This is a genomic window from Streptomyces sp. NPDC057623 (genome assembly GCF_042800355.1).
Classification (GTDB): domain Bacteria; phylum Actinomycetota; class Actinomycetes; order Streptomycetales; family Streptomycetaceae; genus Streptomyces.
Genome location: NZ_JBHVGZ010000065.1, coordinates 1 through 26333, shown reverse-complemented (window position 1 = coordinate 26333; position 26333 = coordinate 1). Strand labels below are relative to the sequence as shown.

Below are 26333 nucleotides of genomic sequence, written 5' to 3'. Positions count from 1 at the left end.
AGGAGTGTGGGGCCACCGAGGTCCCAGAAAGCGACGCGTGACCCACTTGCGGCGCAGGTTCGCTACTGGTCGCCTCTTCAGGCGTAGCCGCCAGGCCAGCGTCCGAGATGGTTTTGGCGATCGACTCGGACAGCCATTGCTCGGGGCAAAGCTCGGTCGGCAACTCATGCTGTTCGAGTGATTGCTGGCTCCGGCTTGACTACCTTTGAGGGGTACGGGCAGCGATCGACTGCCGAGCGGGGGAACCTGTGCAACAAGTGACGGGACGTGGGCTCGGTCCAGAAGAGACACGTGAAGCGCTGCGGTACGCGGTCTTGTCGATGGGTATGCCTCTGGTGCCGACGGAAGACGGAGATTCGCCGCGCCCGGGGCTGGGCTTGTTAGAGCACGCGTCTGAGCACGCGATGCAGGTTCGAGACGTGCTACGAGAGTTCGGCTACGAGCCATACGCCGATCTTGACAGCGATGACGTCAACCACTTGGAACTGGTTGAGCAGGCCGTTGCCAGCGAGGACGTCGACGTCCTGATTGTTCACATCGTGGGTCACGGTGAATTGGCCGACCGATCGAGCGAGAAGCTGTACGTCTTGAACAGTGCAGGGCAACGGCTTCGGCGGCCGGTGACATCGTGGATCACCGACATCGAGGATGCCCGGGAGCACCGGCCGTTAACACTGTTCATCCTCGACGTTTGCTACGCCGGGGAGGCGGCGGTGACGTCCTGGCACGCTCGGATGGATGTCACGGAACGCAGGTCCTGGGTGCTCGCGGCGACCGGACCTGGAAGCAAGGCGTTCGGCTATCGGCTGAGCCGAGCGGTGGTAGCGGTGCTGCAGAAGTACACGTCTCGAGAGATCCGATTCGATCCATCAGTTCGGTACATCCCTCGGGCCACCGTGTACAGGGAGATCGAGCGCACGGTCAACGCCTTGATCGAGGAGGACAGGGGCCTGCCACAGTCGGTCCTCACCAGTCTCGTTCCTGAGCACACTGACCTGTCGCACCTGCCGTTCTTCCCCAACCCATCCTTTCGTCAGGACCAGGCAGACGGGCTAGAAGCAACTGTGCCGCCTGAGCTGGCCAGGCTGACTGGCTGGGCGTGGGATCCGGAGCATTTCATGCGGCGTGGCGGCGGTGGCGAGCCGGTCGGCCGTGGCTGGGAGGAAGGCTACTTTTCCGGCCGGGAGCGGGAGCTGCAGGAGCTCTCCACCTGGCTCGACGACGACACAGCTGGCCCTGGCATGCGCGTGGTGACGGGCAAGCCGGGAGCGGGGAAGTCGGCCCTGCTTGGTGTTCTGGCCTGCGCAGCGCACCCGATGCTGCGCCAATCGACGAAGAACTTGTGGCGCGGGCTTGACGATTTGGCCCCCGGTGCGAATGACCGGATCGCTGTCATCCACGCGCGCCGACTTGGAGTCGACGAGGTCAGAGCAGCACTTGCCCAGCAACTCCGGCATATGAGCGGCGCCTCCCAGGTACGGGAGCCGGAGCCTGGCACCTCAATTGGAGACCCGGCCGATTACCTCGTTCGTCTCTTGCCCGCAGACGATCGCTCCGTCACGGTGATCATCGACGCTCTTGATGAGGCAATTCGGCCCGAGGACATCACCGCGGTGCTTCTCCTACCGCTTGCCCAGCGGGCACAAAGGCCCGGCAGTCGGCTCCGTCTACTCATCGGCACTCGTGAGGAGAGTCAGATCCGCGATCTGATGGCTCTCGCGCGGAGCAGTAATGGGTGCACAGACCTTAGTGCCGCACCAGCGGAATCCGTGTGCCATGGAGTTGCCAAATATGTGGAGCGGCTCCTCATGGCCGATGGCTCCTACGCGCAGGGCAGCAGGCGAGGGGCCAGGCATGCACTCGCCTGGGCCGTCGCCAAAGAACTCACAGGATCCGACCGCCTCGCCCCAGCCGCAGAACCGTCGGACCTGCCGTGGGGCGAGTTCCTGACAGCAGGCCTGTACGTGCATCACCTGCTATCCGCGGGCGAGCTTCCCGGCGACGCTGAAGCGGCAGCCGAACTGGGTCGGCAGGTGCCTCGAACGGGTCCCGAACTGCTTCGGCTGGACATCGCACGCCATTCACGCCTGCCGCTCCTGCGTCCCATACTCACCGCCCTTGCTTTCTCTCAGGGCCGTGGGATGCCCGAAGGTGTCCTCGCCTACGCCGCTGCCGCCTTCACCCCGATCCCCGCCGAGAACGGACCGCTCCCTCTGCCGCCTTTGTACAGGCTTCTAGACCACGAGGCACGCTTCTACCTGCGCCGCAGCGTCGACGACGACGGCACTACCCTGTATCGCCTCTTTCACGAGGGTCTCAGCGAATGGCTCCGGCAGGACGCGGCGGCCGGAGAACGTGAGCCCTTCGAAGTCACAGCGGAGCCCACGCAACGCCTCTACCAAGAGCTCCTGCACTCCGTGCCCCGTGACGGAGAAGGAAGGCTCTGGCACCTGGCCACCCCCTACCTTCGGCGGCACGCAGCTCAGCACGCCATCGATGCAGGCCGTTTGGATGACCTTCTCCAAGACACCGAGTTCCTCGTCTACGCAGACCCGTCTGCCATGGAACATGCAACGGGGCATGCCGACTCCGCCCAGGCGCGACGCACCTCTGAGGTGTATGGCGCCGCTTTCCGAAGCCGACGCCCCTCTGAGCGTCGCCAACTCCTGGCCTATGCGGCCGCACGCTCGCGACACGAGCCTGTACAGGTCGATCTGCCTGGCGACACCGACTGGCAAGTGAGGTGGGTTGAGGGAGGACGAGAGTCGACGGCTCGCTGGGAGGGCCCTGTAGCCGGGGCAGTTGCAGCGAGCGAGGTGGCCGGCCGTCCTGTGGTCATCAGCGGTGGACATGACCAGCCGGTAAGGGTTTGGGACTTGGCCAAGGGGCGCCAACTGTGGGAGCTGGACAGTCATATGGGCGGCATCTACGCGGTGGCGGCAGCGGACTTGAAAGGACGCCCGCACGCCCTCGCTGGTGGTGATGATGGGGCATTGTTCTGGGATCTGACTACTGGGGGGCCGGCTCAACTGATCGGCACCACCAGCCCAGTGAAGTCGATGGCGGTGGCGGGTCTGAATGGAGGCTCACAGGTCCTCACCGGTTGCCTTGACGGGGTGGTGCGGGTGTGGGACCCGATGACAGGAACCCAGGTTCGCGAGCTGATCGGGTACGAGGTGGCGGTGACGGATCTAAACGGGCGCCCGCACGCCGTCACAGGAGGCGGCAACGGCACGGTGCAGGTCTGGGACCTCACGACCGGGGACCAAGTACGCGAGTTGAAGGCGAAGCGCGAAGGCCTCGAACCGGGCCGGCTCTACGGCAGCTGGGTCAGTGCGCTGACGGTGACCCAGCTCGACGGCCGCCCGCACGCCATCGCAGCGAAAAACAGCGACGGGTGGGTGTGGGTTTGGGACTTGACCACCGGGGCGACGGCTCAGAATCTTGTCGGCCATACATCCCCAGTCAGGGCACTGGCGGCATTTCAACTGCACGGCCGCTCGCATGCCATCACGGGCGGCGATCACGACCATTCGGTGCGATTGTGGGACCTAACCACCGGGCGTTGTGTCAGCCGCTTTGAGCTTCCTGACTCCGTGCGAGCTGCAACTATCGGCTCTGACGGCTCTGTAATTCTAAGCGTTGGCGAAGAAGTGGCCGCTCTCAGTTTGGAACCGTTCACAAGGAGGTTTCGTTGAACAGTCCTGGCATTGACCCACTCCGGGTAGTTGCGGTACACGGCGTCGGCAATAGCTTCGGTACCGATGTGACCGAGACACGCCTGGAAGAGTTACGTGCACTAAAGGCGTCCGCTTGGACGCGGGAATTGGCCCTCAGTGTCGGCATCACGCCGAGCCGGTTCGATCTCGACTTTGCGTACTACGCAGACAAGCTCGTCACCGGCCCGGAAGCCCAGGGAATTGACGACGACGACTTCTCAGACGACCCGCTGGCTCAAGAGCTGGCCGCAGCCTGGGCGCAGGAATTGGGCGTCGCAACCGAAGTAATGCAGGGCCACGCCACCGTACCGCTGAGGGAACTGTCTTCGTGGATTGCACGCAAGTTCGATCTGGCTGAAGGGCCACTGCGGGTCTTCATCCAGATTCTCTTCCGTGAGGTCGTCGCCTACCTGAGGGCTGAAGACTGCACGGAACGCCTTGCAGCGCGGGCGGAAGTAGCAAAGCGTATCGAGCAACACCAGCCTCAGATTGTCATTGCGCACTCGCTCGGGTCGGTGGTCGCCTACGAAGCATTGCACGCGGTCCCGGATTTGGAGCCGCAGCTTTTCCTAACCCTGGCATCGCCTTTGGCGCTGCCCCGCGCAGTCTTCGAGCGTCTCATCCCACGGCCCAACGGCGTCGCTCCAGCGCTGCGGGGGGCACGCCCGCCTGGAGTGCAACGATGGGTCAACATCGCCGACCCTGGCGACCCAGTGGCCATCCCTCCCAGACTGAGCAGCTACTTCGATGGCATCGCCCTGGACCACACCACCGTCGTAGGATTCCTGTTCGACTTCCACAATGCGGCCAACTACCTGCGGTCCTCGACCACCGGTGCCACCATCGCCCCTTACCTCGATCTCTAGCCTCGCGCTTTCATGAGCGTGCTCGTCCATGCCTTGATCAAATAAGCGGAGAGTGCTTCTGACCTGCAACGATGGGACTTGTCTAGGGTCCTGTTGGCTGCACGGAAAGAAGCACTCTCCAGGTGAGCAAGCGTATCGGGTTGTACCCGCGTGTCCGCGTCGAGGGCGGTGGCAGAGGGGCGGTCTCGCAGGCCGGGGCGGTGCTGCTGGTCGAGACGGTCCGCAAGTCCGGCCTGGACACCGCGATATCGGCGGCAATGGCGCCGTGGCGCAAGCCGCGGACGGTGCACGACCCAGGCAAGGTCCTGCTGGATGTCGCGCTCGCGACGGCTCTGGGCGGGGACTGCCTCGCCGATGTCGCCATGCTGCGGGCCGAGGCCGACGTGTTCGGCCCGGTGGCCTCCGACCCCACGGTCTCCCGGCTCATCGACACCCTCGCCGCAGCCGGGCCGAAGGCCCTCACCGCGATCCGCACGGCGCGAGCCGAAGTACGCACGCGGGTCTGGGAGTTGGCCGGTGAAGACAGTCCGGCCGCCGGTGGCAGCGTGATCGTGGACATCGACGGCGTACTGGTCCTCGCGCACTCCGAGAAGCAGGACGCCACCGCGACCTGGAAGAAGAGCTTCGGCCATCACCCGCTCGTCGCGTTCGTCGACCACGGTCAGGCCGGCTCCGGGGAACCGGTGGCCGCACTGCTGCGGCCCGGCAACGCAGGCTCCAACACCGCGAGCGATCACATCACCACCACCCAACTCGCCCTGGCCCAACTCCCCAGACACCTGCGGCGGGGCCGGCAGACACTGATCCGCACCGACTCCGCCGGCGGCACCCACGCCTTCCTCGACTGGCTCTCCCGCCGGGGCCGGTGGCTGTCGTACTCCGTCGGAATGACCATCACCGGACACCATCCACCAGGCCGTCCTGAAGATCCCGAAGAAGGCGTGGACACCGGCCTACGACGCCGGCGGCACCGAGCGGGTGGGCGCCTGGGTCGCCGAGATCACCGACATCCCCGACCTGAGCACCTGGCCAAAAGGCATGAAGCTGATCGTCCGCAAGGAACGGCCGCACCCCGGCGCCCAGTTGCGCTTCACCGACCTCGACGGGCTGCGGCTGACCTGCTTCGCGACCAACACAAAGGGTGGCCAGCTCGCCGACCTCGAACTGCGTCACCGCAAGCGGGCCCGCTGCGAGGACCGCATCCGAGGCGCCCGCGACACCGGCCTGCGCAACCTGCCCCTGCACGACACCGCCCAGAACCGGATCTGGCTGGAGATCGTCTCCATCGCGCTCGATCTCCTCGCCTGGATGCCGATGCTCGCCCTGACCGGCAAGACCCGCCGTTGGGAACCCAAGAAGCTCCGCCTGCGGCTGTTCTCCGCCGCCGCCCAACTCGTCACCACCGGCCGCCGACGCTGGCTCCGCTTCTCCACCCGATGGCCATGGACCGGCGAAATCACCCGGGCCATCGACCGGCTCAATGCCCTGCCGAGCCCCGGCTGACCAGCCACACCGACCGCCCCTACGATCCGTACGACCCCACCGGGAAAGTGGAACCCGGCGCCCACCCGACGCGACAACCGGGCCATCAACCTGCCCCAGCCCCGAAAAGACCACCCCCCGCAAACACAGAGTCCCCGTCAGCACACCGACGAGAACTCATGAACGATCGAGGTTAGGTAGCACAGGGTCTAGCCGGACAGGTCGAACGACGAGGGGTACACCAGCACGCGAAGCTGCTGGCGGCACGGAGATCTTGATCGTGACACCGTCTACCAGGAGCTTCGCCTTCCGCCGCGTCATCCAACTCGCCTCCTAACCCGCCAGGTTGGAAGAGGCTCACTGGTCAAGGTTGACAACGCTGAATTACCGGCAGCGGGCCCTGGCGTCGGCGAGCTGACCGGCAAGCGTGAGCCGATCGCCCCGCACTGTAGCCCAGTTGTCGCATCCCCTCAGTGTATTTACATGGGCTGCTACTCCGAATGGCCTACGAGAATCCGCTCGGATCGCTTGCTCTTACTAGCATGACCTCTGGAGCTCTACAGTTAGGAAAGAGGATGAATATCACCGGGGCTATGGCCTCCGCACTGGTGGCCGGGGAAGAACTTTCAGCCGATAACATCGCTCCCCGGCTAGAGAATATGGAACCCGAAGCCCGTCAGGCGGCGCTGGAGTGGCTGCCAAACTTGGACCATTCCATTCCGCGTGAACTGTTTGTTCCTGTATCGCTAGACGATATGCGATATACCGGCAGGGCTGGCCCTCTCGTCTTCAATAAAGAAGAGATCGATAGAACCTTGAGCGGCGTGCGCGATGTTGCAGAGCCTATCGGCCACTCGTGGATGGAGTTGCTGCTGACAGAGGACGGCCGGGCAGTTTCTTGTCCTCAGAATGATGTGGCAAAGTTCCCCGAACTAGCGCTTTGGCTCCCTGTGCCGGCAGGGCCCGATGCCACAAGGCTAGTGGCTCTCGACCTGGGATTCACAGTGGGTACCGAGCCTGGAGGTATCATGCCGAGCCTATACGGCTCGCTTGAATGTCAGATTCAATATGAAGGTTCGGGTAGCAACCTGAAGATGACTTGCGGCCAAGGTACCTGCCGAGGGGGATGTAAAGGTAGTTGGCTATACATTAAAGGAAAGGTGATCCTTGTCGGCTGCGAGTGCCCGACATGACTCAGCCCCAAACCGCATCCTTTGTCGATTTGGAGACCGCCCTCTGGGCGGACTGGGCAGCTATCGTTAGATCGCTGATCCTCATCCTCCTAGTCGGGGTGGGCCTATACTTTTGGATTAGGCACAAGTTCTCCCCACTAAAGGTGGAGGGGTACTATGTAGGCCCTAAACCATACGGGGATCGCTTTGCGACCGTGGTGACAGCACGCTTGAGGAATCGCACAAAGTATCCCAAAACCGTGAGCGTTTTCGTGCTGGTCAGGAAGCCTGATCTGTCATACCGCCTGCGCCACCCCTTCTGGAGGGGCCGTTTGGAGGCAATCCCTTTCGAGTCCCAAAACCCCAATGTGGACGCAGTTACAGTAGAAGCCCTGGATTGCAGAGACTTGGAAGGTAATTATGTGGCGCTAGCCAAGGAAGAGTTCCCTCCTTTCGGTGATCAGACGAGAATTCTCGTGAAATCTGGAAGGAAGAGGCCTTGGATTGTCCGGATGAATCGATTGGATCGTTGAACACGGCAGCCTGCGACGGGTGGAGAAGTTCTCCCTATCCCGCCCAGTCAGCCGCTTTGCATATGCCGCGGCCGGGATTCGGTCGGCATGGCACGAGAGCCTCCTACTGGATCTGGCTTAGGCGCGTTCGCGGGATTTACTTCTATCGAGAGAACCGAAACGACGGGGCTTGGAGGTCGAAAACTAGCGATTCGTTTCCGCTGGCAAAGTCCTGTTGTTGAATATCGCGCCTACCAGTGTTCCCTATGATCAGGGTTACAAGGCGGGGGCTAGTCTTCTGATTCATGAGTTCCTCCTATATATGTAGGCTTGGGGCATGGCTCGTACGGGGCGGCCGAAGGCCGAGTTGGTGCTGTCAGTGGAGGAACGGGCGGCGCTTGAGGGGTGGGTGCGGCGTCGCTCGACCCCTCAGGCGTGGGCTCTGCGATGCCGGATCATCCTGGCCTGCTCGGATGGCATGTCCCACAAGGATGTCGGTGCCCTGGTGGGCATGACGGGGCAGTCGGTGGGGCGGTGGCGGGCGCGTTTCGTCGAGCATCGGATCGCCGGCCTGGGTGACCTGCCCCGATCCGGTGGCCCCCGCTCGGTGAGCGACGAGCGGATTGCCGCAGTGGTGAAGCGGACGTTGGAGTCGACGCCGAGGAATGCCACGCACTGGTCGACGAGGGCGATGGCCAAAGAACTGGGCCTGTCCCAGTCGACCGTGTCGCGGATCTGGCGAGCCTTCGGCCTGCAGCCCCACCGCTCAGAGACGTTCAAGTTGTCGACGGACCCGTACTTCGTGGACAAAGTGCACGACGTCGTGGGTCTGTATCTGGACCCGCCCGAGCGGGCGTTGGTGTTCTGCATGGACGAGAAGACGCAGATCCAGGCCCTGGATCGCTCCCAGCCGGTGCTGCCGATGATGCCCGGGGTTCCTCAGCGGGTCACCCACGACTTTGTCCGTGCCGGCACCACGACCCTGTTCGCGGCACTCGAGGTCGCCACCGGGAAAGTCATCGGTTCCCTGCACCGCCGGCACCGTGCCGAGGAATTCAAGAAGTTCCTGATCAAGCTGGACCAGGAGATCCCGGCAGATCTGCAAGTGCACCTGATCCTCGACAACTACGCCACCCACAAGACGCCTGCCATCAAGACGTGGCTGATCGCCCACCCCCGCTTCCATCTGCACTTCACGCCTACCGGCTCGTCCTGGCTCAACCTGGTTGAGCGGTGGTTCGCAGAACTGACGAACAAGCAGATACGACGAGGCGTCCACAAGAGCGTCCAAGCCCTCGAGGAAGACATCCGCACCTGGATCGCCGCATGGAACACCGATCCCAAGCCCTACATCTGGACCAAGACCGCAGACGAGATCCTCGAACGCCTCGCCACTTATTTACACAGGATTCCTGACTCAGAAGACTAGCGACCGCGGTCCCACTGTGGGTGATCGCGCAGGGCGTCGAGGATTTCTCGGGGAAGGGCCCAGCTGAACGGAGTTCCCCGGTGGTCGATGTCCGAGTCGACCCGAGAGCGGTGAAGTAGGTGGATCGCTCGGCGTGACATGGGCCAGGCAGGCATTGCGACCGGGGATTCAAATCCCGGGGCACCCCTCTGGGGCCGTCAAAGGGTCCGCGCCCTGCCCGCAGCGCGGCCAGGGTTTGTCATGGCTGACAGCCATCTCAGCTTTCTTCCGATGCACCTGAAGGGCGCCCAGACTGTCACACAGGATCCAGCAGGGGGGCACGCCGTGGGCGGGGACGGTCGTGGAGTCGACCGACACCAGTCTGCTGATCGTTGCCTGCGTTGTCCGCCTGGGTGCTCGGTATGTCCCGTCATGCGCCGTGCCCGTACGCAACTTTCACCGCTTGTGCCCCACACAACGACACGGCAGTAATGGCCGGATGAACTCCCACTCCGCGTCCGACAGCTCATGGCGGCGTATCACCCCACCGTGATCCACCACCCGAGATCGTTTGAACTTACCGCCTAGGGCACGGTCGGCTCCGGCGGTTATGCCTGCTGCTTGAGGTGTTGGGTGAGGTGCTGGAAGGTGGTCCAGGCCTTGGGGTCGGTTCCGTCCCCCAGGGCGTAGTGGAGGGCGCGGCCGAGCCGTACGGGCATGGGGCCGTGAGGAGGGTGGCTGGCATGGGCACGGCCGATGGTCCGAGCCTTATCGCTGCCGAGTGTGAACGCGACGGGAATGGGCGGGTATTCGAGGCGTGCAGGGGCGGTGAGGTCGCGGCGGGCGGTGCGGAGAGCCGTGAGCAGGGTGGCCAGGTTGTGTTGGGCGTCGAGTTCGGTTGCGAGTTTTTCGATGGCGTCCAGGGGCGGTGTCTCGTCCTTGCCGTAGCCGAGGGTGAGGGTGATGTCCTCCTCGACGCCCGCTGGTGTACGGAGCACGCGGATGATGGCGAGGGCAGGGCGGTCGGGGTGCCCGATGGCGATCAGCCAGGTCGGCTGCGGGGCTCGGGTGCGGGCCAGGTCGGTCAATTGGCGGGTTGACCAGGGAAGGTTGACCGGTTCGGCAGTGCTCCATCCTGTGGGCGGGGCGCCGGTGAGGCGCCGAAAGGTGGTTTCCAGGGCGCGGCCGAGGACGAGGTCTGGGTCGGCGGGGTGGCGGGTGCGCAGGGTGAGGATCAGTTGGCGTTCGCCGGTGTAGGGAGTGGGGGTGAAGGCTTCGGCGACCTTCGTGTTGCCTTTGTCGTCGTGTATGGGGGTGAAGGTGCCGTTCTTCCAGTGGAGCACGGCGCCGGACAGACCGTCGAAGTAGCCGTGCTCGGGGTCTTGGACGACCCAGCGGTTGGGCAGGCCGCGCAGAGCGGTGCGGGTCGCCAGGGTGAGGCGGGCGGTGGGCGGAGTGACGATCTGCAGGGCCCGGTCGGCGGCGGTCGCGGTCCGCAGGGCGTCGGAGAGCCAGCTGGTCATGGCGACCAGGGGGCGGTCCTGGATGACCACGGCCGTCGTGGCGGTGAGGACGTCCACTGCGGGGGTGCCGGTGGCCGGGACAGGGATCGCCGAGACGTCTGTGGTGAGGGGGACTACGTCGGTGGTGGCGGCCTCCGGCGGCCAGACTGTGCCGCCCAGCACAGTCGCCAGCCGCCCGGCGAAGGAGCCGGCCAGCCGTCCGGCCTCGGCGACGGCGGTGGAGGCGCGGGCCTCGGTCCACCACACCGACCCTTCCTCGACTGCGTGACCAAGCAAACGGGCGGTCTCGCCCGGGACCTGGATGAGGATGGGCGCCTCCACCGAGACCAGGGGGCGGCCGTCGGGGGCGCAGAGCTGGACGACAGCACCGTCCGCGGTGGTGTTCATGCCGAGGTTGGGGCCGCCGGCGTAGAGGCCCGCGAGGAGGGTGGGCAGGTCCGGCATCTTGGGGGTGAGGGCGATGACGTCCTTGGTCACGCTTGGGGGGCCTCTTCGGTGGGTTCGTCGGTGAGGGCGGTCTGGATGAGCTGGTGGGGGCGGCCTCGGCGGACGAGGGTGCCGCGGCCGGGCGGCTGCTGGGAGGCGTAGAGGCCGGGGAAGAGCTGGCCCTCGGTGCGCTCTCCGGTCATGAGGAGGGTGGTGGCGCCGGTCTCGCGCAGGGCGGTCAGTAGCGGCTCGTACAGGGCGCGGGAGGCGCCGGCGATGCGGCGGGCGAGGACGAAGTGCAGGCCGATGTCCTGGGCGGAGGAGAGGTACGGCAGGAAGGGCGTCAGCGGCTGCTGGCCTGCGGTGGTGAGGATGTCGTAGTCGTCGATCAGGATGACGATCCGCGGCCCGGTGAAGGTGGGCTCGGTGGTTGGCGGTGCGTCGGGGTCGGCGGTCTCCGGGAGGCGTTTTTCCAGTTCGGTGGCGATGCCGGTGGAGAGGGCGGCGGCGAGTTTGGCGTTGTGGGCGTAGCCGCCCCGGTAGGGCTCGGGGATTACGCCGCGCAGGCCGCGGCGGGGGTCGTAGATGCCGAAGACGAGTTCCTTGTCCGTGTGGCGCTCGATGAGCTGGGTGGCGATCAGCTTGAGAAGGTTGGTTTTGCCGCATTCGTTGTCGCCGAGGATCAGCAGGTGCTGGTCGGTGCCGAAGAGGTCGAGCATGACGGGCGAGAGGGTGTCCTGGTCGACGCCGATGGGTATCCGCGTCGGCTCTGCTGCCTGGGTGGGCAGCTTGGCGGCGGAAAGGCGGGTGGGCAGGACCCGTACGGGTGGGGCGAGTTCGCCGTGCCAGGAGGCGCGGATGGTGCGGGCGGTGCGCTCCAGGGCCGGGCCCAGGTCGTCCGTGGCGGGATGGTTGTCGATGCGGGGCAGGGCCACCTGCGTGAAGAGTTTGCCGTCGGTCAGCGCTCGGCCGGGGGTGTCGGGGGTGAGGGTCTCGGAGAGCTTGCGGTCAATGGAGGAGTCGGCCGGGTCGTTCAGGCGCAGCTCGATGCGGGTGCCGAACATCGACTGAGTGGCGATGCGGACGTCGTTCCAACGGAGCATGCCCGCCACGACGTGGATGCCGTAGCCGCCGCCGCGCTTGAGCAGGTCGGCCACCGCGTCGTCGAGACCGGCGAACTCCTCGCGCAGGGCTCCGAATCCGTCGATGAGCAGCACGATGTCGGTGGCGCCGAGATGCGGGAGCTTGCCCTGGGCGCGCAGGTGGCGCAGTTGGTCGACGGAGTCGATGCCCAGTTCGCGGTACGCCTCCTCGCGCTGGGCGAGCATGGCGCGCATCTCGGCGACGGTGCGGGCGGCGCGTTCGTGGTCCGCGCGTCCGGCGATGCCGCCGACGTGCGGCAGCCCGGCCAGTGCGGACAGGCCGCCGCCGACCAGGTCGAGGCCGTACACGGCGACGTCGTAGGGGGTGTGGGTGAGGGCCAGGGAGAGGGCGAGGGTGCGCAGGAGGGTGGTCTTGCCGGATTGCGGGCCGCCGATGACTGCCGCGTGGCCGCCGGCGATGGTCAGGTCCAGCAGCCACGGCTGTTGCCATTGTCGGGCGGGGTCGTCGAGGGTGCCGAGCGGGACGCGCATCGGGCCTGCGCCGTGGGCGAGGCGGAGACCGTCCGTACCGGCCTGGAGGGGGCCTGCGGCCGTGTCCAGGGTGGTGGCGTCGGGCAGCGGGGGCAGCCAGATCCGCCGTACTGACGGTGCGGCGGTGGCGAGTTGGTCGACCATGACGGACAGCACGGTCGGGCCGGTCTCGCGCTTGGTGGCGGCTGGCTCCTCCACGGCGTCGGCCCCGGGCCCTTGCGGGGTGTTGTAGGCAGGGTAGGGCCGCACGAGCGGCTCGTCGTTTCGCTCTTCGCGCAGGACCGTGCCGCGATATGCGCCGGAGACGTAACCGGCCTTGAAGCGCTCGTACGTGGAGGTGTCGACCTTGAGGTAGCCGAATCCGGGCAGCGGTGGCAGGTGGAAGGCGTCGGTGGTGTCCAGGACGGTGCGGGACTCGTCGGCGGAGAAGGTGCGCAGGCCGAGGCGGTAGGAGAGGTAGGTGTCCAGACCCTTGAGCTTGCCGCCCTCGATGCGCTGGCTGGACAGCAGCAGGTGCACGCCGATGGAGCGGCCGATGCGGCCGATGGACAGGAACAGATCGATGAAGTCCGGCTTGGCGGTGATGAGTTCGCCGAACTCGTCGATGACGACGAACAGGTGGGGCAGGGGCTCCAGGTCCGGTCGGGTCGAGGCGCGCAGTGTGGCGTAGTGGCCGATGTCGGCGACGTTCCCGGCGTCCTTCAGTACCTGCTGGCGGCGTTTGACCTCGCCGACGAGGCTGGTGTGGACGCGTTCGACGAGGCCGGCCTGGTTCTCCAGGTTCGTGATCACCCCAGCGACGTGCGGGAGTTCGGCGAACGGGGCGAAGGTGGCGCCACCCTTGTAGTCGACCAGGACCAGGGCCAGGTCCTCCGGGGAGTGGGTGGCTGCCAGGGCCAGGACCAGGGTGCGTAGCAGTTCGCTTTTGCCGGAGCCGGTGGCGCCCACGCACAGTCCGTGCGGGCCCATGCCGAGCTGCGAGGACTCCTTGAGGTCCAGCAGCACCGGCTCGTGGCGGTCGGTGAGGCCGATGGGGACGCGCAGGAAGTCGCGCTCACCGCGCGGGGCCCACAGCCGCGCCAGGTCGAGGGCGGCCGGGTCGTCGATGCCGAGCAGGGCGGGGAAGTCGACCGGGCCGGATACCGGCGTTCCCTCGGCCACGGACTCGGCAGAGAGCCGCAGTGGAGCCAGCATGCGGGCGAGGCCCTCGGCGCCGGGGACGGTCACCGGGTCGGAGATCCCGTGCGCCGTGGGCGCGTTCGGGGTGCGCAGGTCGTCGACGACGATCCGGTCGCCGTGGACGGTGATGCGCACGCTGACCTGGTCGGGCTCGTGCACCTGCTGCTGAAGCAGGTGCAGCACGGTGACGCCCATGTCGGGCAGGCCGATCGCCGAGTCAGGGCGGGGCAGTTCGGCAGCGGTGTCGCCGTAGGCGTCGCTGATCACGAGCATGCGAGACGTCAGGCGCAGGGCATCCGTGCCCCGGCCGGACAGGCCACGGCGCACCTCTGCCGCGTACCCGGCGCGCTGTCGCAGGTCGGGCGCGCAGAGCCGGGAAAGCTCGGCTAGGTCGCGGGCGATCCGGCGGGTGGCGACGGGGCCGTCGTACACCTGGGTGTCGAGGACGTGGGGTAGCCACTTCGCCCAGGACCACTTGGACTCGTCGGCCGTGGCGAGCGCGACGGCGACGTCGTCTGGCGCGTGCGTCACGGCCGTCTGCAGCAGGAGCGCGCGGGCAACGCGGAGGACGCCGTCGCGGTCGCCGATGATGCTGACGTTCCCGGCCCGGTCCAGCGGCACGGTGAGCGGGAGGTCGGTGGCCGTGCTGAAGCGGTGTTGGAGGGCGCGGGCCTCGTTGAGCATGAACGGGTCCGGCGGGGTCAGCACCCCGCCCGTACTGTTCAGCCCGATGGTCAGCTCCTGCGCCGGCACGTCGCCGGTGCCCGCCCGCACCTGCAGGAAGTCGGCATCCTGCCGCCGCCGCTCCCACAGCCGGGCGGGATCGCGTACGAGGTCGTACAGAGCCTCCGGCGGGGGATTCAGCAGCTTCGATCGCTGCCTGCGCCCCCGTTCGGCCGTGCCCAGTTCCTCGCGCTGCTCCTCCAGATACTCCAGGTATCGCTCCCGCTGGACGCGCCGGGTGCGCTGTGCCTTGCCCCGCTGGGACAGGAACAGCGCCACCGCGCCGAGCAGCGCCACGACGAGCACGATGGCGCCGATCGCGGCGAACTGGCTGTTGCGGATGACCGTCATCAGCACCACGGAGCTGAGGACGCCGGCCATGGGCAGCAGCGCGGTGGCCGCGTTGCCGATCTTGCCCTCGGGGAGGTTCGGCGGTGCCTCGATGGTGCGAGGCTCGGCAGGAGGGAGCGCGCGGGACGAACGTGCGGGCCGATGGACGATCTGCTGGGTCACTGGACGCGAACCGCCAACTGCATCACTTCGGCCGCCAGGCGGACGGCCGCATCGCGGGTGGCTTGGCCCAGCATGGCGGTGTGGATGGGGCCTCCTTGGGCGAGATGACGGTCGTAGGGCAGGGGGACCACGGGCACGCCGGGCTCGCGCAGGTGCGCGGCGGCCGACTTCACGTCCAGCGTGGTGTCGGGCGAGGCGGCGCTGAGCGCCACGACCGTGGTGGCCAGGGCGGAATGCGGCAACTGGCCGAGCCAGTCAAGAACTTGTCGGGTGCCGTGCACGCCCTCCGCGGTCATCGGCGCGACCACGACCCGTGCGTGGGCGGTGTCCATCGCGGCGCGCGCCACCTCGCCGGGCAGGGTCTCGCAGTCGACCACGGTCACCGCGAAGTAGCGGCGCAGGGCCAGCGTCACCGTCATGTAGGTGCGTAGGTCCAGCGGGGCACCGACCCTGCCCTGGCCGGCGGGCAGCAGCCAGCCGCCGTCGGCCACCGGCACCAGGTAGCCGGTGACATCGGTCAGCCGCATGGAAGGAGTCAGAATCCGGGCCAGGTCCGCACAGCACCAGCGCACCGTGTCCGCGCCCATCCGCACCGGCAGGGTGCCCAGGGCCGCGTCGGCCTCCAGGGCGAGCACCGGGTCATGCCGGTAGTGGTTGAAGGTACGCCCCAGCAGCGCGGACACCGTCGACTTGCCGACCCCGCCGCGGATCGAGGTCACAGCAATGACCCGACCAGTCGTGACCGGCTGCTGCAACTCCTGGGCGAAACGAGTCTGTTCGGTGACGTCCTGGCTGGCGGAGGCGGTCAGCTGGCGCAGCGTGCGTCCGGTGCGTTGGGCGAGGGAATCCCCGTGCTGGGGGCTGCCCAGGGCGATGGCGAGGCGGGGGTCGACGGTGGGGAGCGATTCAGGGGTCGGCGCGGGAACGACCGGGTTGTGCACCTGGCGCTTGACCGGACGGGCGGTGGGGGACAGCTCGGGAACCGGTGCCGCTTCCGCTTCCGTTCGTATGGGCGAAGCGGGGAGCGGCTCAGGCTTGGCTGCGGAAGACTGGATCGGCGTGTCGCCAGGGTTGCCGTCGGTCAGGTCGCGCAGTAGGTCCCTCTGCCAGTCCCCTCCTCCAGTCATTCCGATCCCCACGTTCCTGTGTCTACGCGAAGGTGCCGAGCAGTCGCCCGTACACCCCGAACGCGCCGATGACGAGCGGAAGCATGGCGATCACGGAGACCGACTCCAGGACATCGCCGACTCGCCGCAGTCTCACCCGCACATGCTCGGCGGGCTCCACGCTCAGCACCACGAGGGGGACGACCGCGAGCAGGGCGAGTGCGACGACGGGCCCAGCCGCCGCGGTCTGCTCCAGCCACACCACGACGAGCCGCACCGCGACAACGGATGCAGCAACGAGCAGCACCACGACCTCGGCGGTGAGCGGAAACGCACGCGCCCGCAGCCCGAGCGCCACCATGACGGCAACGCCGAGCAGCACCGTCCACACCGATACCGAGCGCAGCACGAGAACCCCGGCGGCGGCTGCGGAACCGGCCAGCACGGCGGTCGCGATCGTCAGCCCGCGATGGGTGGCCGCGAGTGCGGTGGCTACCTGGTACCGGCTCACCGAAGCTCCGCCCGTACGGCGGTCATCCAGCCCGGACAGCCCCGACGCCATCAGCGCGAGCCGCGGCAGCACACCCAGCGCGACGACGCAGGCCACGGCGAGCAGCGCACCGACCCGGGCCTGCCCGGTCAGGCTCCCGGCCCCGCCCTGAAGGGCGATGGCCGCTTCCCACAACACCAGGCAGCCGCCGACCGCCCCGGCGCCGATCAGCGCCCCGCGCCCCAGCGGTGTGAACCACCCGGCGAGCAACAGCGCGACTGCGGCGGACACGGCGAGACCCGCTAGCCGCAGCGCGCCGGACCAGTCGTAGGCGTCGGCGTAGGTCCAGGTACCGAGAACGGCCACGGCACCGGCGGTAACGATCAACGTGGTGGCAAGCCCTTGCCGCCGAGCGCGCCCGCACAGCACACCGGCGAGTGCACCCACGCCCGCGACGACGAGCAGCCCGGCACCGACCGCCGACAGATCGAACTCCCTGCGCGCCACGATCCCGGCGGTCACCGCCCAGAACACGGTGGCGAGCCCGGCGACAACCCTGCGCACCGCAGGCCGCCACCGCCACGCCCGCACGTCCAGATCGTCGGCGACCTCGTCGCTCACGTCATGCACGACAGGAGCCGACGGCGCGTCCTCGACGCGTACCAGCCGCAACACAGTCCCGTCCGGCACGCCTGCCGACTCCAACGAAGAGTCGTGCGCCAGCGCGGAACCGTCCGCGGTGACCAGATGCCGCAACTCGGGGCGCGAGCCCACGCGATCGTCCAGCAGCCGCATGATCTCCGGCAGCAGAACCCCGACCGGCTCCCGCGAGGGCAGCACGAGGTCGACCCGGCGTCGCTCGCCGACCAAGGTGACCCGGCTGAGCACCGTACGGTTGCCGGTCGCTGAGCGGCTCAAAGTCCCCGTGGGTATCACGCGTTCGAACCTATCACCGGGTAGAAGAGGTCAAAGAGGGAGAGGGCGACGGCGATTCGGAGGGCTGGGACGACGGTACGGAAGCCCCGTACGGGCTCTTGCCGATGACCCGATGCGACACGAACGACCATCCCACGCACCCCGCGCACACCACCGCCGCGATCACCACACCGGCGAGCACCTTCCCCAACCGCTCATCGAGCGATCGCCGCTGCCGCTGCGCACCGAACAGCAGGGCATCCCGCAACCGGCGGCGGCGTACTGACACCGACTCCAGCAGCTGGTTGTCGTAGTCCTGAGCTGTCACGGTCTTCGGCCGCCTGTCTCGCGGAGAACCTGGGTCACGTTTGGAACTCGCCAACCCATGAACGCCTCAGTAGATGCTTGGGCAAGTACTCGGACTCGACCTCGATCGGGAATTCGTTGTCGTAGGCCATGCAGGCCAAGGCGAGGGGACCGAGGGCCACTAGGCCTTCACCGCTCAGGGCACGCGCCTCGTCGCCGGCCCAGTACTGCTTGTGCCAGGTGACGGCGTCAACCAGTGCGCTGTTGAACTGCTCGGTTTCTCGCAGCTGGAAGCGATGGAAGAGTTCGAGCGGCGGATAAAGGATTTTCAGCATCATTTCCTTGTCAACGACGCCCTCCCGCTCGGGATCGGTGCCTTTGACGGCCGCTACTAGCTTGTCCCACATCTCCGTGGCTCGACCGGCCCAGTAGCTTTGGAGAGTCTCTACCCAGTCGTAGACGTAGTCATCGAAAACCGCGCCCTCGGGAACAGAGGCACGCAGAAACGACACAGGTACCCGCATCAGTCGATCGAGACGGTAGTTCTCGCGGCAGATCGTCGCCAGATAGACTGACGTGAGCCACGCCCCCGCGTGCGTATAAGGCGTCGGCCCCGTCGCAGGCAGGTTCTTCACCTCGCCCGTACTCCCGATCCGGCACGGTACGGGGTCCTCGGCGGCTGTGGCCGAGTCGAACAGTGCGGAGCCTACCTGCATGGCTGTGACCCACGCTTCCCATGTCGGGAATTCCCCCGCCATGGGGTCAGTCAGGCAGCGCCATTTCGCGACAGCCAGCGTGAGCATCTGGGCGTCGTAGCGGTAGTCCGCCGACGTCTCGATCTCGTCGAGCACTTCCTTGGTGCTCTTGACGATTGGTGCGATGGCTTCGGCAGCGTTGCCCGTACGGAAGTCATGGCGCAGGATCCGGGGGACATTGGCGGTCACGGAAGGGTCCTCCATCGACGGCATCCTCCCGCTCCGGCTATGGGCTGCGTCATTCGCCCTCGCCGGCCTGGGATGCGAGGTGCAAGGTGAGTTCCGCGCTGGCCAGCATCCGGGTGATCTCGATCGGGAGACTGCCGAATTCCTTGCTCACCACGTCGAAGGGGTCGACCCGACGGGTCTGTCCGTCACGCCCCGTTGCCTCGATGACAAAGCGGTATCCGCGCGGCGCTGCGGGATCGTCCGCAACACTCCAACTCGCACCGTGGTTCTGAATGAGGTAATCGGCAACATAGGACATCAGGTCGGCGTGCAGTGTAATCCAGTCAGACTGCTCGAATTCATCAAGCGGGGCACGTGAAACGTAATCCTGGAGGGCCGGAATAAGACTCATCGGGTCACGAGTGTAGACGTCAGATGGCACCCCGAGCATGTCTGCCATGCCGATGATGTTCCGACGTTCCCCTTCGATCCATCCTTGCAGGTCCGATGCGCTTACCGCCGCCACGTCTTGTACCTTCCGTGGTATTTCTAGTTATTTGGGAGCCGGTCCATATTCGATGAATATGATACGGGCCTGGATGAGATAGTTCCTCAGAGCCTGCGAGGGAGGCGCGTGCAGGAAGACCCATCGCGGATCGTATGTGGGATCCTGGCGTCGCAGCGTAAGGTCCTTGTTGATTTGCTCGATGATGCCGTCATTCAAGGGGACTTCGCCCTTCACAGGGCGCGTGCTGCCATCGCTGAGTTTGATCGTCCGCCATTCAAGATAGTGCTTTACCTCCACGGCCAGCGTACGGCCGTCCGGCATATCAACCGGGACGTCCACGTTGCGCCCCCCTGTCCCTTGCACAGGGTAGTAGGGGTGGTCGTGGGACGGAACACGGTAATGCCGCTCAGGTGCGCCGCCCGTCATCTCGCGAACATAGTCTTCGGCACCCTTGTACCGGTCCCGGCTGTGGTTCATGGCCCGCATTTCGCGCAGGGTGCGGCGCGCTGTGCCGGGGGGAAGTTCGCCCGGCGTGGGGCCAGGGTCGTCAGCGGGACTGCTGTGCGGGTGTGTTGCGGAGGGCGTGCCCTCGCCGTCGGCAGCGTCTGGGGCATCGTGCCCCTGGTGCGGTTCCTGAGTGTCCGCCCGAGCTTCGCCATGATCGTGGGACGAAGGGTGGGGACTGCCGGTTTCCGATCCTCCTGCCCCAGTGGCGCGCTCTGGTCTCTGCCCGTCGCGGCCGACTGAGGAGGTGTTGCCCGGGCCAGTACGACCATGGCCGTTGCTTGCCGTGTCGTGGCCCGGTGTGGGGGTGCCAGCACCACCTGCGTGTGTAGCTCCAGTTCTGCCAGATGCTGGCCCTGTACTGCGAGTCGTGTCACCGCTGCCGTGCCCCGAGGAAGCCTCATGGCTGGCCTTGGGCGGGAGGCGGTCGTCGGCACCAGCAGCGGCCTCCGGGGCACGTGATGTCGCAGTGACCCCAGCAAGTTCCCGCTCCCGCACTGGCGTCGACTCCGGTGTTGCCTCCGCGGCTGCGGATCGCTCCTGCTTCGGCATGTCGCTGACGACGTTGCCGTGTTTGTCGTAGGGGATGAACTCGCCGTTCTCGACGACGACCTTGGAGCCGTCGTCGAGTTCGATGACGCTGTGCGGAGCGCGCAGGTCGGGGATGCCGTTCACGCCGCGCAGGTTCTCCGTGACCTGGGCGATTGTGGGTATGGCGTGCCCCGTCACCTTGACCGCCGCATTGATCGGGTCGATGGCGTCGCCGACCTTCGCGACCGTCGTGGCGACCTTCGCGGCGGTGCCAGCTCTGCCCGCGGAGGCGACCTTGAGCGGGCCGGCGCCCAGAGTGAGGCCGTTGAAGACGACGGTGGCCGCGGCGCGGGCCGGGTTCTCCTTCCACATGTCCCAGGCGACGAAGGACTTGCCAAACTCCTTGGCGTACACCTTGCTTTCCTGGGCGAAGTCGGACGCAAAGACCCCGGTCGGCTCCTTGCCACCCGACTCCATGAGATAGGTCTCGGCCCCGACTATCGCCCGCACCACGCCTTCCCATGCCTGTCCTGCTTTGTCCGAGCCATGGACACCGACCAGTGTCGCGAGGCCGTCGATGGTGCCCCAGACGTTGTCGACGATGAACCCGTCCCAGAAGAAACTCTTGGCGTAGTAGCCCAGGTCGTCCGGATCCCACCAGTCATGGGACTGCGTGACCGGTGTGCCCCACGGAAGTTCCTTGGCCTGATCGAGCACCTCAGCGCTGTAGCCGTAGAGTTCCGCGCCGAGCGGCATGAACTGCTTGGCGCCCGTGCTCATGACGTACTGGGTACCGCCCACCAGTGCCGTGATCTTGTTGTTGCATTCGATCTCAGCAGCCGTGAACGCAGCCTGCGCGACGTTCACGTCATGCATCAGCGCCTGATGCTCTTCGACCTTGTCCGCGTCATCGGTCCAGTTCTCGTCGAACTCCCCGCTGGGCATCTTGAGCCCCGCCACGAAGGCGGACGCCTTGCTCTGCAGGTGCTCCAACCGCTTGACGATCGGAGCCACTTCGGCCGCGTAGGTCTGCAAAGCGCTGGCCACCTTGGCGACCTTGTCCGCGAAGGCGTCGGCGGCATCACGTGCCGGCGCGGTAGACGCGAAGAGGTCCTCCGCCTCCGGCGCCTCGTAGAAGGCCGAAAGTCCCTGGAACTGGCGATGGGCCTCCCCGCCGGCCTGGCGGATGCCGTCCGCGTCGAGCCGCAGGGCATCGATGTGCTGATCCAACTGGCCGAGATCACCGGTGAACAGCGGGATCGACTCGGGCTTGATCACAGGCGGCCTGCCTCCCAGCCAGTCGGCATGTCGGGCATGACCAGTCCGGACGCCTTGTTCTGCACTTCGGCCGCCATCTCCAAGTCGCCTTCCTGGTACGCGACGGTGGCCTCCACCGCGCCGTTTACCGACTTGCCCACGCGCACGCCGATGAACTGCAACTCGTCCGCCGTGCCCTCCATGAACTCCGCGAGGGCGGCGGCCACCAGCCCGGTCTGCCCCTTGTGCTCCCCGCTCGCCCCACCCGGAGCGAGAGTCCCGGCTGAGGTGGCCGCGCCTTCCAGATCACCCGAGTACGCCTGGACGATGTCGTCCAGGACCTTCATGACGTCGCCCACATGCGAGACCACGGCTCCGACCCCGTTCGGAGTGATGTCCCACCTCGGCATGCGTCAGCCCCCGTTCCTCTGCCTTCTGTCCCCGTTGCCGCACTGCCGTACCGGAGGTGATGTCAGCCGATGTTGTCGACGGCAGCCTTCGCCTTGGCCAGGGTTGACTGCGCAGTGCCGTCGTTCTGCTCCAGCGTCGTACGGACGAGCCGGATGATCTCGCGCACCTCGCCGGCGGCGCGGTGCCAACGCATCTCCTTGCCGTGGTACTCGTCGGCGACGCCGTCTGCGTTGAAGTCGGCCATCGCGGCCTTCACCGCGCGCTCGCGGTCGGTCAGCACGCGCTCCAGCCGACCGATGACTGAGTGCAGGCTGACCTGCACCTCGCCCGAGGCACCGGTGTCGAACGAGCGGCGGTCCTGGTTCTGCCCCATGATCAAGCTCCCCCTATGTCCGATGCGGTGTCAGCGCGCACCGAAGCGCGCGGCGTCGAAGTTGGCGGCACCCAGGTTCTGGTTCGCGTTGTCCTCCAGCTCCAGGTCACCGGAGCCGAACGCGGTGTCCATCCCGGACTGACCGCCCAGGATCGCGCTGAGGGAACTGTTCAAGGCGTCCGTGATCTCGTCGGCATTCACCTTGAACGTATCGAACGCGGCCTTGCCCGCCCCGTTGAACTTCCCCTCCAGCGGCTCCGCCGCCTGGATCAGCAACTGGATCAGCGTGCCCAGATCCTCGCCCGAGCCGACGGTGCTCTTCCCGAGTTCCGACAGGGTCGTCGACCCCATGTCGAACTTCATCTATCCACCCCCGTACGTGTGCCATGCACTGCGGTTGCTCGATCGCCACTGCGCAATCGTGTGTTACGCGCGACTTACAGAACATCGAACATGCTCTCGCATCACGTGTTGCAGGCGCAACGCGGGAGAGGTCCCTGTGGCGTGATCCAGCTCATGAGCGGTCTTGAACACCGAAGTTGTGAGGGGCCAAGGAGGAGGTCTGAAGCGAGGCTTTGCCGGGTACGGTGTCCGCGATGTGTCTCCTGGCATCGACCACGTGGATAGCCGGGCTCTACCACAACTAGCCGAAGCGTCAATGCGTCTTGCCTGTTGTGCCTACGGACAGGCTGTCCTCTCACAGCTCTTGTCGGATGGAAGGCTTCCGTTCACTGAGGTCACACCAAGGTGAGGTTGTCGTCATGGCACGTAGCAATGCCGAACGTCCGACGCACGGATTCACGGTTGCGGCTGCCGTTGACGCTGTCCCGTCCGCACGCCGCCAAGTCGCTGCGCTGGCCCAGAATTTGGGTCTCCCTGTTTCGGATGAAACGTTGGAAACCGTCGAGTTGCTGGCGAGCGAGGTGATCGCCAACGCCGTCCTGTACTCAGGCGCTCCGTGCGACGTCGCTGTGACGCGAAACGATGAACGCCTTCGTGTCGAAGTCACGGACACCGACCCGTCGTTGCCGAGCGCCGTTGAGGCCGGACCGAACGACGAGAGCGGCCGGGGCCTTCTGCTCGTGGACGCCTTGGCGGATGCCTGGGGGACGCAACTGGAACCCTGCGGCAAAACGACATGGTTCGAGATCAGGCCCGAACCACCCTCGACCGAGGGCCTGGGCAACAGCTCCGTGGGTGCACTGTCCTCACCTCGTACGCGTGCAGCTGCCGTGGGACGAACCGATCGCCAGGCACGCATGGCATCGCCAGCTAACCCGGGGCCGTCGTACACCCCAGCAACTGCTGGGAAGCAACATCAAGCTGCCTGAGGTTGACGCTTAACGACTCAGGCTGAACGTCGCCTCAGCGCTCTGTCGGCGGTCCCGGGTGGGCCCGTTCTGAGCGTGCGTGTCAGCTCGTGTTGCCCAGGGTTCTGCTGGCTGCGATACGGAAGTCCTTGACTGCTTGGTAGAGGATTCGCTCTCTTTCGGCAGCCAGGGCTGAGTCTTCGGCCTTGCGGGTGGTGTCTCTCGCACGGGCGTCCTCGGTCATCCGACGCATGACCTGTGAGAGATCGCTGGAGGTGTGGGTCACCCGTTCGGCGACTTCCACGACGGAAGCCGGCCCTTCGAGGATGACGACCTCGACTGCGCGATGGACCTCGCGAGCCAGCATGACGAAGCGGCGTATCTTCTCCTCGACATCGGGTAGATCGGGTTCGTCTGAACGCAGCGCGTCGAGGATGGCGTCCATGGCGATGTCGCGGTCATGGAGGGCGCTGAGGTAGCTGGCGTATGCGTCGCGGCGGTACTGACGGCGCCACTGATCGTGTTGAGATCGTGCCTGAGCCCGGCCGTTCACGATCGCGGCTCCAAGGGTCGCAAGCGAACCGACGGCGGCACCGAGCAAAGCGGCGAGTCCTGCGTCCATGCGCCCAGTTTGCTGGTCACGTCGCTCATCCAGTACGTCGGGGCTTTGTTGCTAACGTCGCGCACAACCGCCGAGGAGTCATATGAAAGCCCCATTGTCCACCGCCACTCACGTCGACTTACGGGACCAGCCCGTCGATGCGGTGCTCGACAGAGTGGAGCATTCTCTTCAAGTGCGTCTCGACCGGGACACGATGGTGCGCAAACGCCGGACAGTGGGCGCGCGTACGGACCACGACACCTGGGTCCGGATCGAACGCCGGCCGTTCAACAAGATCGAAGGCCAGGGGTGGAACGGTGCCGAGTGCGCCGCATTGCTGGACGGGATCGAGAAGCCTGCCTGGTTCGGAGGCGTCGCCTGGCGTGACACTGCTGAAGCGGTCATGTGGCGCGCCGATGAGACCGAGCTTCTCCCCGGATCCCCGGTGAATCCGGGTGTGGCTTCGGCACTTTCGGATGAGTGGTGGGCGGCGCTGAACGCCTCGCTCGATGCGCTTGCGGCGCACCACACGACACGCGTCGCTACGCCGGACACCGTGACCGTCACCCAAGCCCGGGTCACGGAGTCCATCCAGGCTGTGTTTCCGAGCGTCCTCGACACGACGATCAGGGACTGGGCGCCGGCGCACGCGGATCTCACTTGGGCGAACATGACAGCCCCGCAGTTCTGTCTGTTCGACTGGGAAGACTGGGGGATGGCTCCCCGCGGACTGGACGCAGCCTGGCTGTGGGGGAACTCGCTTGCCATCCCGGAGTTGGCCGCGCGTGTACGCCGTGAGAGGCGCCACGACTTGGAAAGCCGGGACGGAAAGCTGATGGCGCTGTTCTTCTGCACCTCGATAGTGGGCTCGCATGCTGACCCGGATGACTCCCGGCTGGAACTCGCCCAGCTGGAGACGGAACGGCTTGTGGCCGAATTGCGGACCAGTTGAAGTGTGGCCTGGTCGTAGAGGAGCGTGGGGACCGAGCCGATGCAGGACTACCTGAACGTCTTCCGTTACGGGTGCCCGCCCCACGGAGGCCTGGGCACGGGCCTGGGTCGGGTGCTGATGGTGATGCTCGGCCTCGAGTCGATCCGGGAGGCCACATTCTTGTTCAGGGGGCCGAACAGGCTCACGCCGTAGCGGGTGGGCGCCTCCACCATCACTGCCCAACGTTGATCACACGATGGTGGGGGCGTTCTCCCTCCCAAGAAGTTGCTGCGGCGGATCATCAGCCAGGTCCACAATGATCACTTCCACGTCATGCCCCCCAGCACAGCGATGGCGTTCGCAACGTCGACTATCCCGTCCGGGGGCGTGGGTGCTCCTCTCTGAGAAAGGGTCTAGGGCTCATGTCGGATATCAAGGTGGCGATGTGTACGGGGAACTCAGGGAAGTTCCGTACGGCTCAGGAACATCTCGCGCCTTGGGGTATCGAGGTGGAGCAGGTGGCATTGGAGCTGGATGAGATCCAGACGACGTCCGTCGCGGAAATCGCGCAGCACAAGGCCCGGCAGGCCTTCTCGGTCCTCGGACGACCGCTGTTCGTCGAGGACTCAGGGTTCTACATCGAGGAGTTCGGCGGCTGGCCGGGGCCCATGGTCAAGCAGGCACTCGAAGCGTTCGGGCCCGGCGGGTTCACGCACCTGGCAGACCTCACGGAGAAGCGGACGTGCCGTTTCGCGAGTGCCGCTGTGTACGCCGACGAGCGAGGTGAACTCCACACCTTCGCGGACGACTCCCGGAAGCCCGGCTCCATCGCCTCTGCCCCCGATCGCGGTGATGGGCCGCGGTCCTGGTCGGATCTGTGGTCGATCTTCGTCCCCGAGGGCGCCACGTCGACGCTCGCGGCCCTGCCGCCGTCTGAACAGGAGCAGGTATTCGCCGAGTGGCGGGCGGACTCGGTGGTCGCCGCGCTGGGCGCCTGGCTGTCTGGGAAT

20 protein-coding genes and 2 pseudogenes are annotated in these 26333 nt (G+C 66.3%); 10 read left to right on the top strand and 12 right to left on the bottom strand.

Annotation, left to right across the window (positions count from 1 at the left end; genetic code table 11):
• The first annotated feature begins 320 nt into the window (after window positions 1–320).
• The 6 genes and pseudogenes from ACFU95_RS40185 to ACFU95_RS40160 all read left to right on the top strand — a co-directional run bounded on the left by ACFU95_RS40185 (window position 321) and on the right by ACFU95_RS40160 (window position 9180).
• Window positions 321–3698 (top strand): hypothetical protein, encoded by a 3378-nt coding sequence (locus ACFU95_RS40185; RefSeq protein WP_383839139.1) that lies wholly within the window; start codon window positions 321–323, stop codon window positions 3696–3698.
• Entirely contained in the window at window positions 3695–4585 is an 891-nt protein-coding gene (locus tag ACFU95_RS40180; protein WP_383839136.1) for a serine peptidase, read from the top strand. The genes ACFU95_RS40185 and ACFU95_RS40180 overlap by 4 nt, the downstream gene beginning before the upstream one ends.
• 122 nt (window positions 4586–4707) lie before the next feature.
• A pseudogene (locus ACFU95_RS40175) lies at window positions 4708–6088 on the top strand (IS1380 family transposase).
• A 479-nt stretch (window positions 6089–6567) separates the two neighbouring features.
• Window positions 6568–7260: a hypothetical protein gene (locus tag ACFU95_RS40170; RefSeq protein WP_383839133.1), complete on the top strand. Its 693-nt coding sequence runs from the start codon at window positions 6568–6570 to the stop codon at window positions 7258–7260.
• Window positions 7257–7772, top strand: a complete 516-nt coding sequence (locus tag ACFU95_RS40165) for a hypothetical protein (RefSeq protein ID WP_383839130.1) — start codon at window positions 7257–7259, stop codon at window positions 7770–7772. Before ACFU95_RS40170 ends, ACFU95_RS40165 begins: the two co-directional genes overlap by 4 nt.
• A 316-nt stretch (window positions 7773–8088) precedes the next feature.
• Window positions 8089–9180, top strand: a complete 1092-nt coding sequence (locus tag ACFU95_RS40160) for an IS630 family transposase (protein ID WP_383839127.1) — start codon at window positions 8089–8091, stop codon at window positions 9178–9180.
• 587 nt (window positions 9181–9767) lie between these two features.
• Here ACFU95_RS40160 and ACFU95_RS40155 read toward each other — a convergent pair.
• The 11 genes from ACFU95_RS40155 to ACFU95_RS40105 all read right to left on the bottom strand — a co-directional run bounded on the left by ACFU95_RS40155 (window position 9768) and on the right by ACFU95_RS40105 (window position 22844).
• Window positions 9768–11159, bottom strand: coding sequence for a DUF6177 family protein (locus ACFU95_RS40155; protein ID WP_383839124.1), 1392 nt, complete (start codon window positions 11157–11159; stop codon window positions 9768–9770).
• Window positions 11156–15157: a type VII secretion protein EccCa gene (gene eccCa / locus ACFU95_RS40150; RefSeq protein WP_383839121.1), complete on the bottom strand. Its 4002-nt coding sequence runs from the start codon at window positions 15155–15157 to the stop codon at window positions 11156–11158. Before eccCa ends, ACFU95_RS40155 begins: the two co-directional genes overlap by 4 nt.
• The gene (locus ACFU95_RS40145; protein ID WP_383839118.1) at window positions 15154–16284 is read right to left on the bottom strand and encodes a hypothetical protein; all 1131 of its coding nucleotides are present in this window, start codon (window positions 16282–16284) and stop codon (window positions 15154–15156) included. The genes eccCa and ACFU95_RS40145 overlap by 4 nt, the downstream gene beginning before the upstream one ends.
• 22 nt (window positions 16285–16306) lie before the next feature.
• Window positions 16307–17671 carry a type VII secretion integral membrane protein EccD gene (gene eccD, locus ACFU95_RS40140; protein WP_383839115.1) on the bottom strand — a complete coding sequence of 455 codons (1365 nt, stop codon included), beginning with the start codon at window positions 17669–17671 and terminating at the stop codon, window positions 16307–16309.
• A 31-nt stretch (window positions 17672–17702) separates the two neighbouring features.
• Window positions 17703–17996 carry a hypothetical protein gene (locus ACFU95_RS40135; RefSeq protein WP_383839112.1) on the bottom strand — a complete coding sequence of 98 codons (294 nt, stop codon included), beginning with the start codon at window positions 17994–17996 and terminating at the stop codon, window positions 17703–17705.
• 34 nt (window positions 17997–18030) lie between these two features.
• Window positions 18031–18918: an immunity 49 family protein gene (locus ACFU95_RS40130; protein ID WP_383839109.1), complete on the bottom strand. Its 888-nt coding sequence runs from the start codon at window positions 18916–18918 to the stop codon at window positions 18031–18033.
• A 49-nt stretch (window positions 18919–18967) separates the two neighbouring features.
• A complete protein-coding gene (locus ACFU95_RS40125; protein ID WP_383839107.1) occupies window positions 18968–19357 on the bottom strand; it encodes a hypothetical protein in 390 nt (129 codons plus the stop codon).
• Between the two features lie 93 nt (window positions 19358–19450).
• Window positions 19451–21718: a hypothetical protein gene (locus tag ACFU95_RS40120; RefSeq protein ID WP_383839104.1), complete on the bottom strand. Its 2268-nt coding sequence runs from the start codon at window positions 21716–21718 to the stop codon at window positions 19451–19453.
• A complete protein-coding gene (locus ACFU95_RS40115) occupies window positions 21715–22107 on the bottom strand; it encodes a DUF6507 family protein (protein ID WP_383839101.1) in 393 nt (130 codons plus the stop codon). The genes ACFU95_RS40120 and ACFU95_RS40115 overlap by 4 nt, the downstream gene beginning before the upstream one ends.
• Window positions 22108–22169: 62 nt before the next feature.
• Entirely contained in the window at window positions 22170–22481 is a 312-nt protein-coding gene (locus tag ACFU95_RS40110) for a pore-forming ESAT-6 family protein (protein WP_383839098.1), read from the bottom strand.
• Between the two features lie 30 nt (window positions 22482–22511).
• Complete coding sequence (locus ACFU95_RS40105; RefSeq protein WP_383839096.1) at window positions 22512–22844, bottom strand: hypothetical protein; 333 nt, start codon at window positions 22842–22844, stop codon at window positions 22512–22514.
• A 398-nt stretch (window positions 22845–23242) separates the two neighbouring features.
• On the opposite strand from ACFU95_RS40105, the gene ACFU95_RS40100 reads away from it, so the two are divergent.
• On the top strand, window positions 23243–23812 hold the full coding sequence (locus ACFU95_RS40100; protein ID WP_383839094.1) for an ATP-binding protein: 570 nt from the start codon (window positions 23243–23245) through the stop codon (window positions 23810–23812).
• 82 nt (window positions 23813–23894) lie between these two features.
• On the opposite strand, the gene ACFU95_RS40095 is transcribed toward ACFU95_RS40100, so the two are convergent.
• Window positions 23895–24413: a proline dehydrogenase gene (locus tag ACFU95_RS40095; RefSeq protein ID WP_383839092.1), complete on the bottom strand. Its 519-nt coding sequence runs from the start codon at window positions 24411–24413 to the stop codon at window positions 23895–23897.
• A gap of 82 nt (window positions 24414–24495) precedes the next feature.
• On the opposite strand from ACFU95_RS40095, the gene ACFU95_RS40090 reads away from it, so the two are divergent.
• The 3 genes and pseudogenes from ACFU95_RS40090 to ACFU95_RS40080 form a co-directional block, all read left to right on the top strand.
• Complete coding sequence (locus ACFU95_RS40090) at window positions 24496–25344, top strand: hypothetical protein (protein WP_383839089.1); 849 nt, start codon at window positions 24496–24498, stop codon at window positions 25342–25344.
• Window positions 25345–25374: 30 nt separating this feature from the next.
• A pseudogene (locus ACFU95_RS40085) lies at window positions 25375–25536 on the top strand (amino acid--tRNA ligase-related protein); the annotation flags it as partial.
• Window positions 25537–25745: 209 nt separating this feature from the next.
• On the top strand, window positions 25746–26333 hold a 588-nt coding region (locus ACFU95_RS40080), incomplete at its 3' end, for a non-canonical purine NTP pyrophosphatase (RefSeq protein ID WP_383839086.1).

What these genes read in the sequence shown, in the direction of transcription:
- ACFU95_RS40170 (WP_383839133.1), top strand. Translation starts at nt 6,568, where the DNA reads ATGGCCTACGAGAATCCGCTCGGATCGCTTGCTCTTACTAGCATGACC.
- ACFU95_RS40115 (WP_383839101.1), bottom strand. Translation starts at nt 22,107, where the DNA reads ATGCCGAGGTGGGACATCACTCCGAACGGGGTCGGAGCCGTGGTCTCG.
- ACFU95_RS40095 (WP_383839092.1), bottom strand. Translation starts at nt 24,413, where the DNA reads ATGGACGCAGGACTCGCCGCTTTGCTCGGTGCCGCCGTCGGTTCGCTT.
- ACFU95_RS40100 (WP_383839094.1), top strand. Translation starts at nt 23,243, where the DNA reads ATGGCACGTAGCAATGCCGAACGTCCGACGCACGGATTCACGGTTGCG.
- ACFU95_RS40110 (WP_383839098.1), bottom strand. Translation starts at nt 22,481, where the DNA reads ATGGGGCAGAACCAGGACCGCCGCTCGTTCGACACCGGTGCCTCGGGC.
- ACFU95_RS40185 (WP_383839139.1), top strand. Translation starts at nt 321, where the DNA reads ATGGGTATGCCTCTGGTGCCGACGGAAGACGGAGATTCGCCGCGCCCG.
- ACFU95_RS40125 (WP_383839107.1), bottom strand. Translation starts at nt 19,357, where the DNA reads ATGGCAGACATGCTCGGGGTGCCATCTGACGTCTACACTCGTGACCCG.
- ACFU95_RS40165 (WP_383839130.1), top strand. Translation starts at nt 7,257, where the DNA reads ATGACTCAGCCCCAAACCGCATCCTTTGTCGATTTGGAGACCGCCCTC.
- ACFU95_RS40105 (WP_383839096.1), bottom strand. Translation starts at nt 22,844, where the DNA reads ATGAAGTTCGACATGGGGTCGACGACCCTGTCGGAACTCGGGAAGAGC.
- ACFU95_RS40090 (WP_383839089.1), top strand. Translation starts at nt 24,496, where the DNA reads ATGAAAGCCCCATTGTCCACCGCCACTCACGTCGACTTACGGGACCAG.
- ACFU95_RS40160 (WP_383839127.1), top strand. Translation starts at nt 8,089, where the DNA reads ATGGCTCGTACGGGGCGGCCGAAGGCCGAGTTGGTGCTGTCAGTGGAG.
- ACFU95_RS40145 (WP_383839118.1), bottom strand. Translation starts at nt 16,284, where the DNA reads ATGACTGGAGGAGGGGACTGGCAGAGGGACCTACTGCGCGACCTGACC.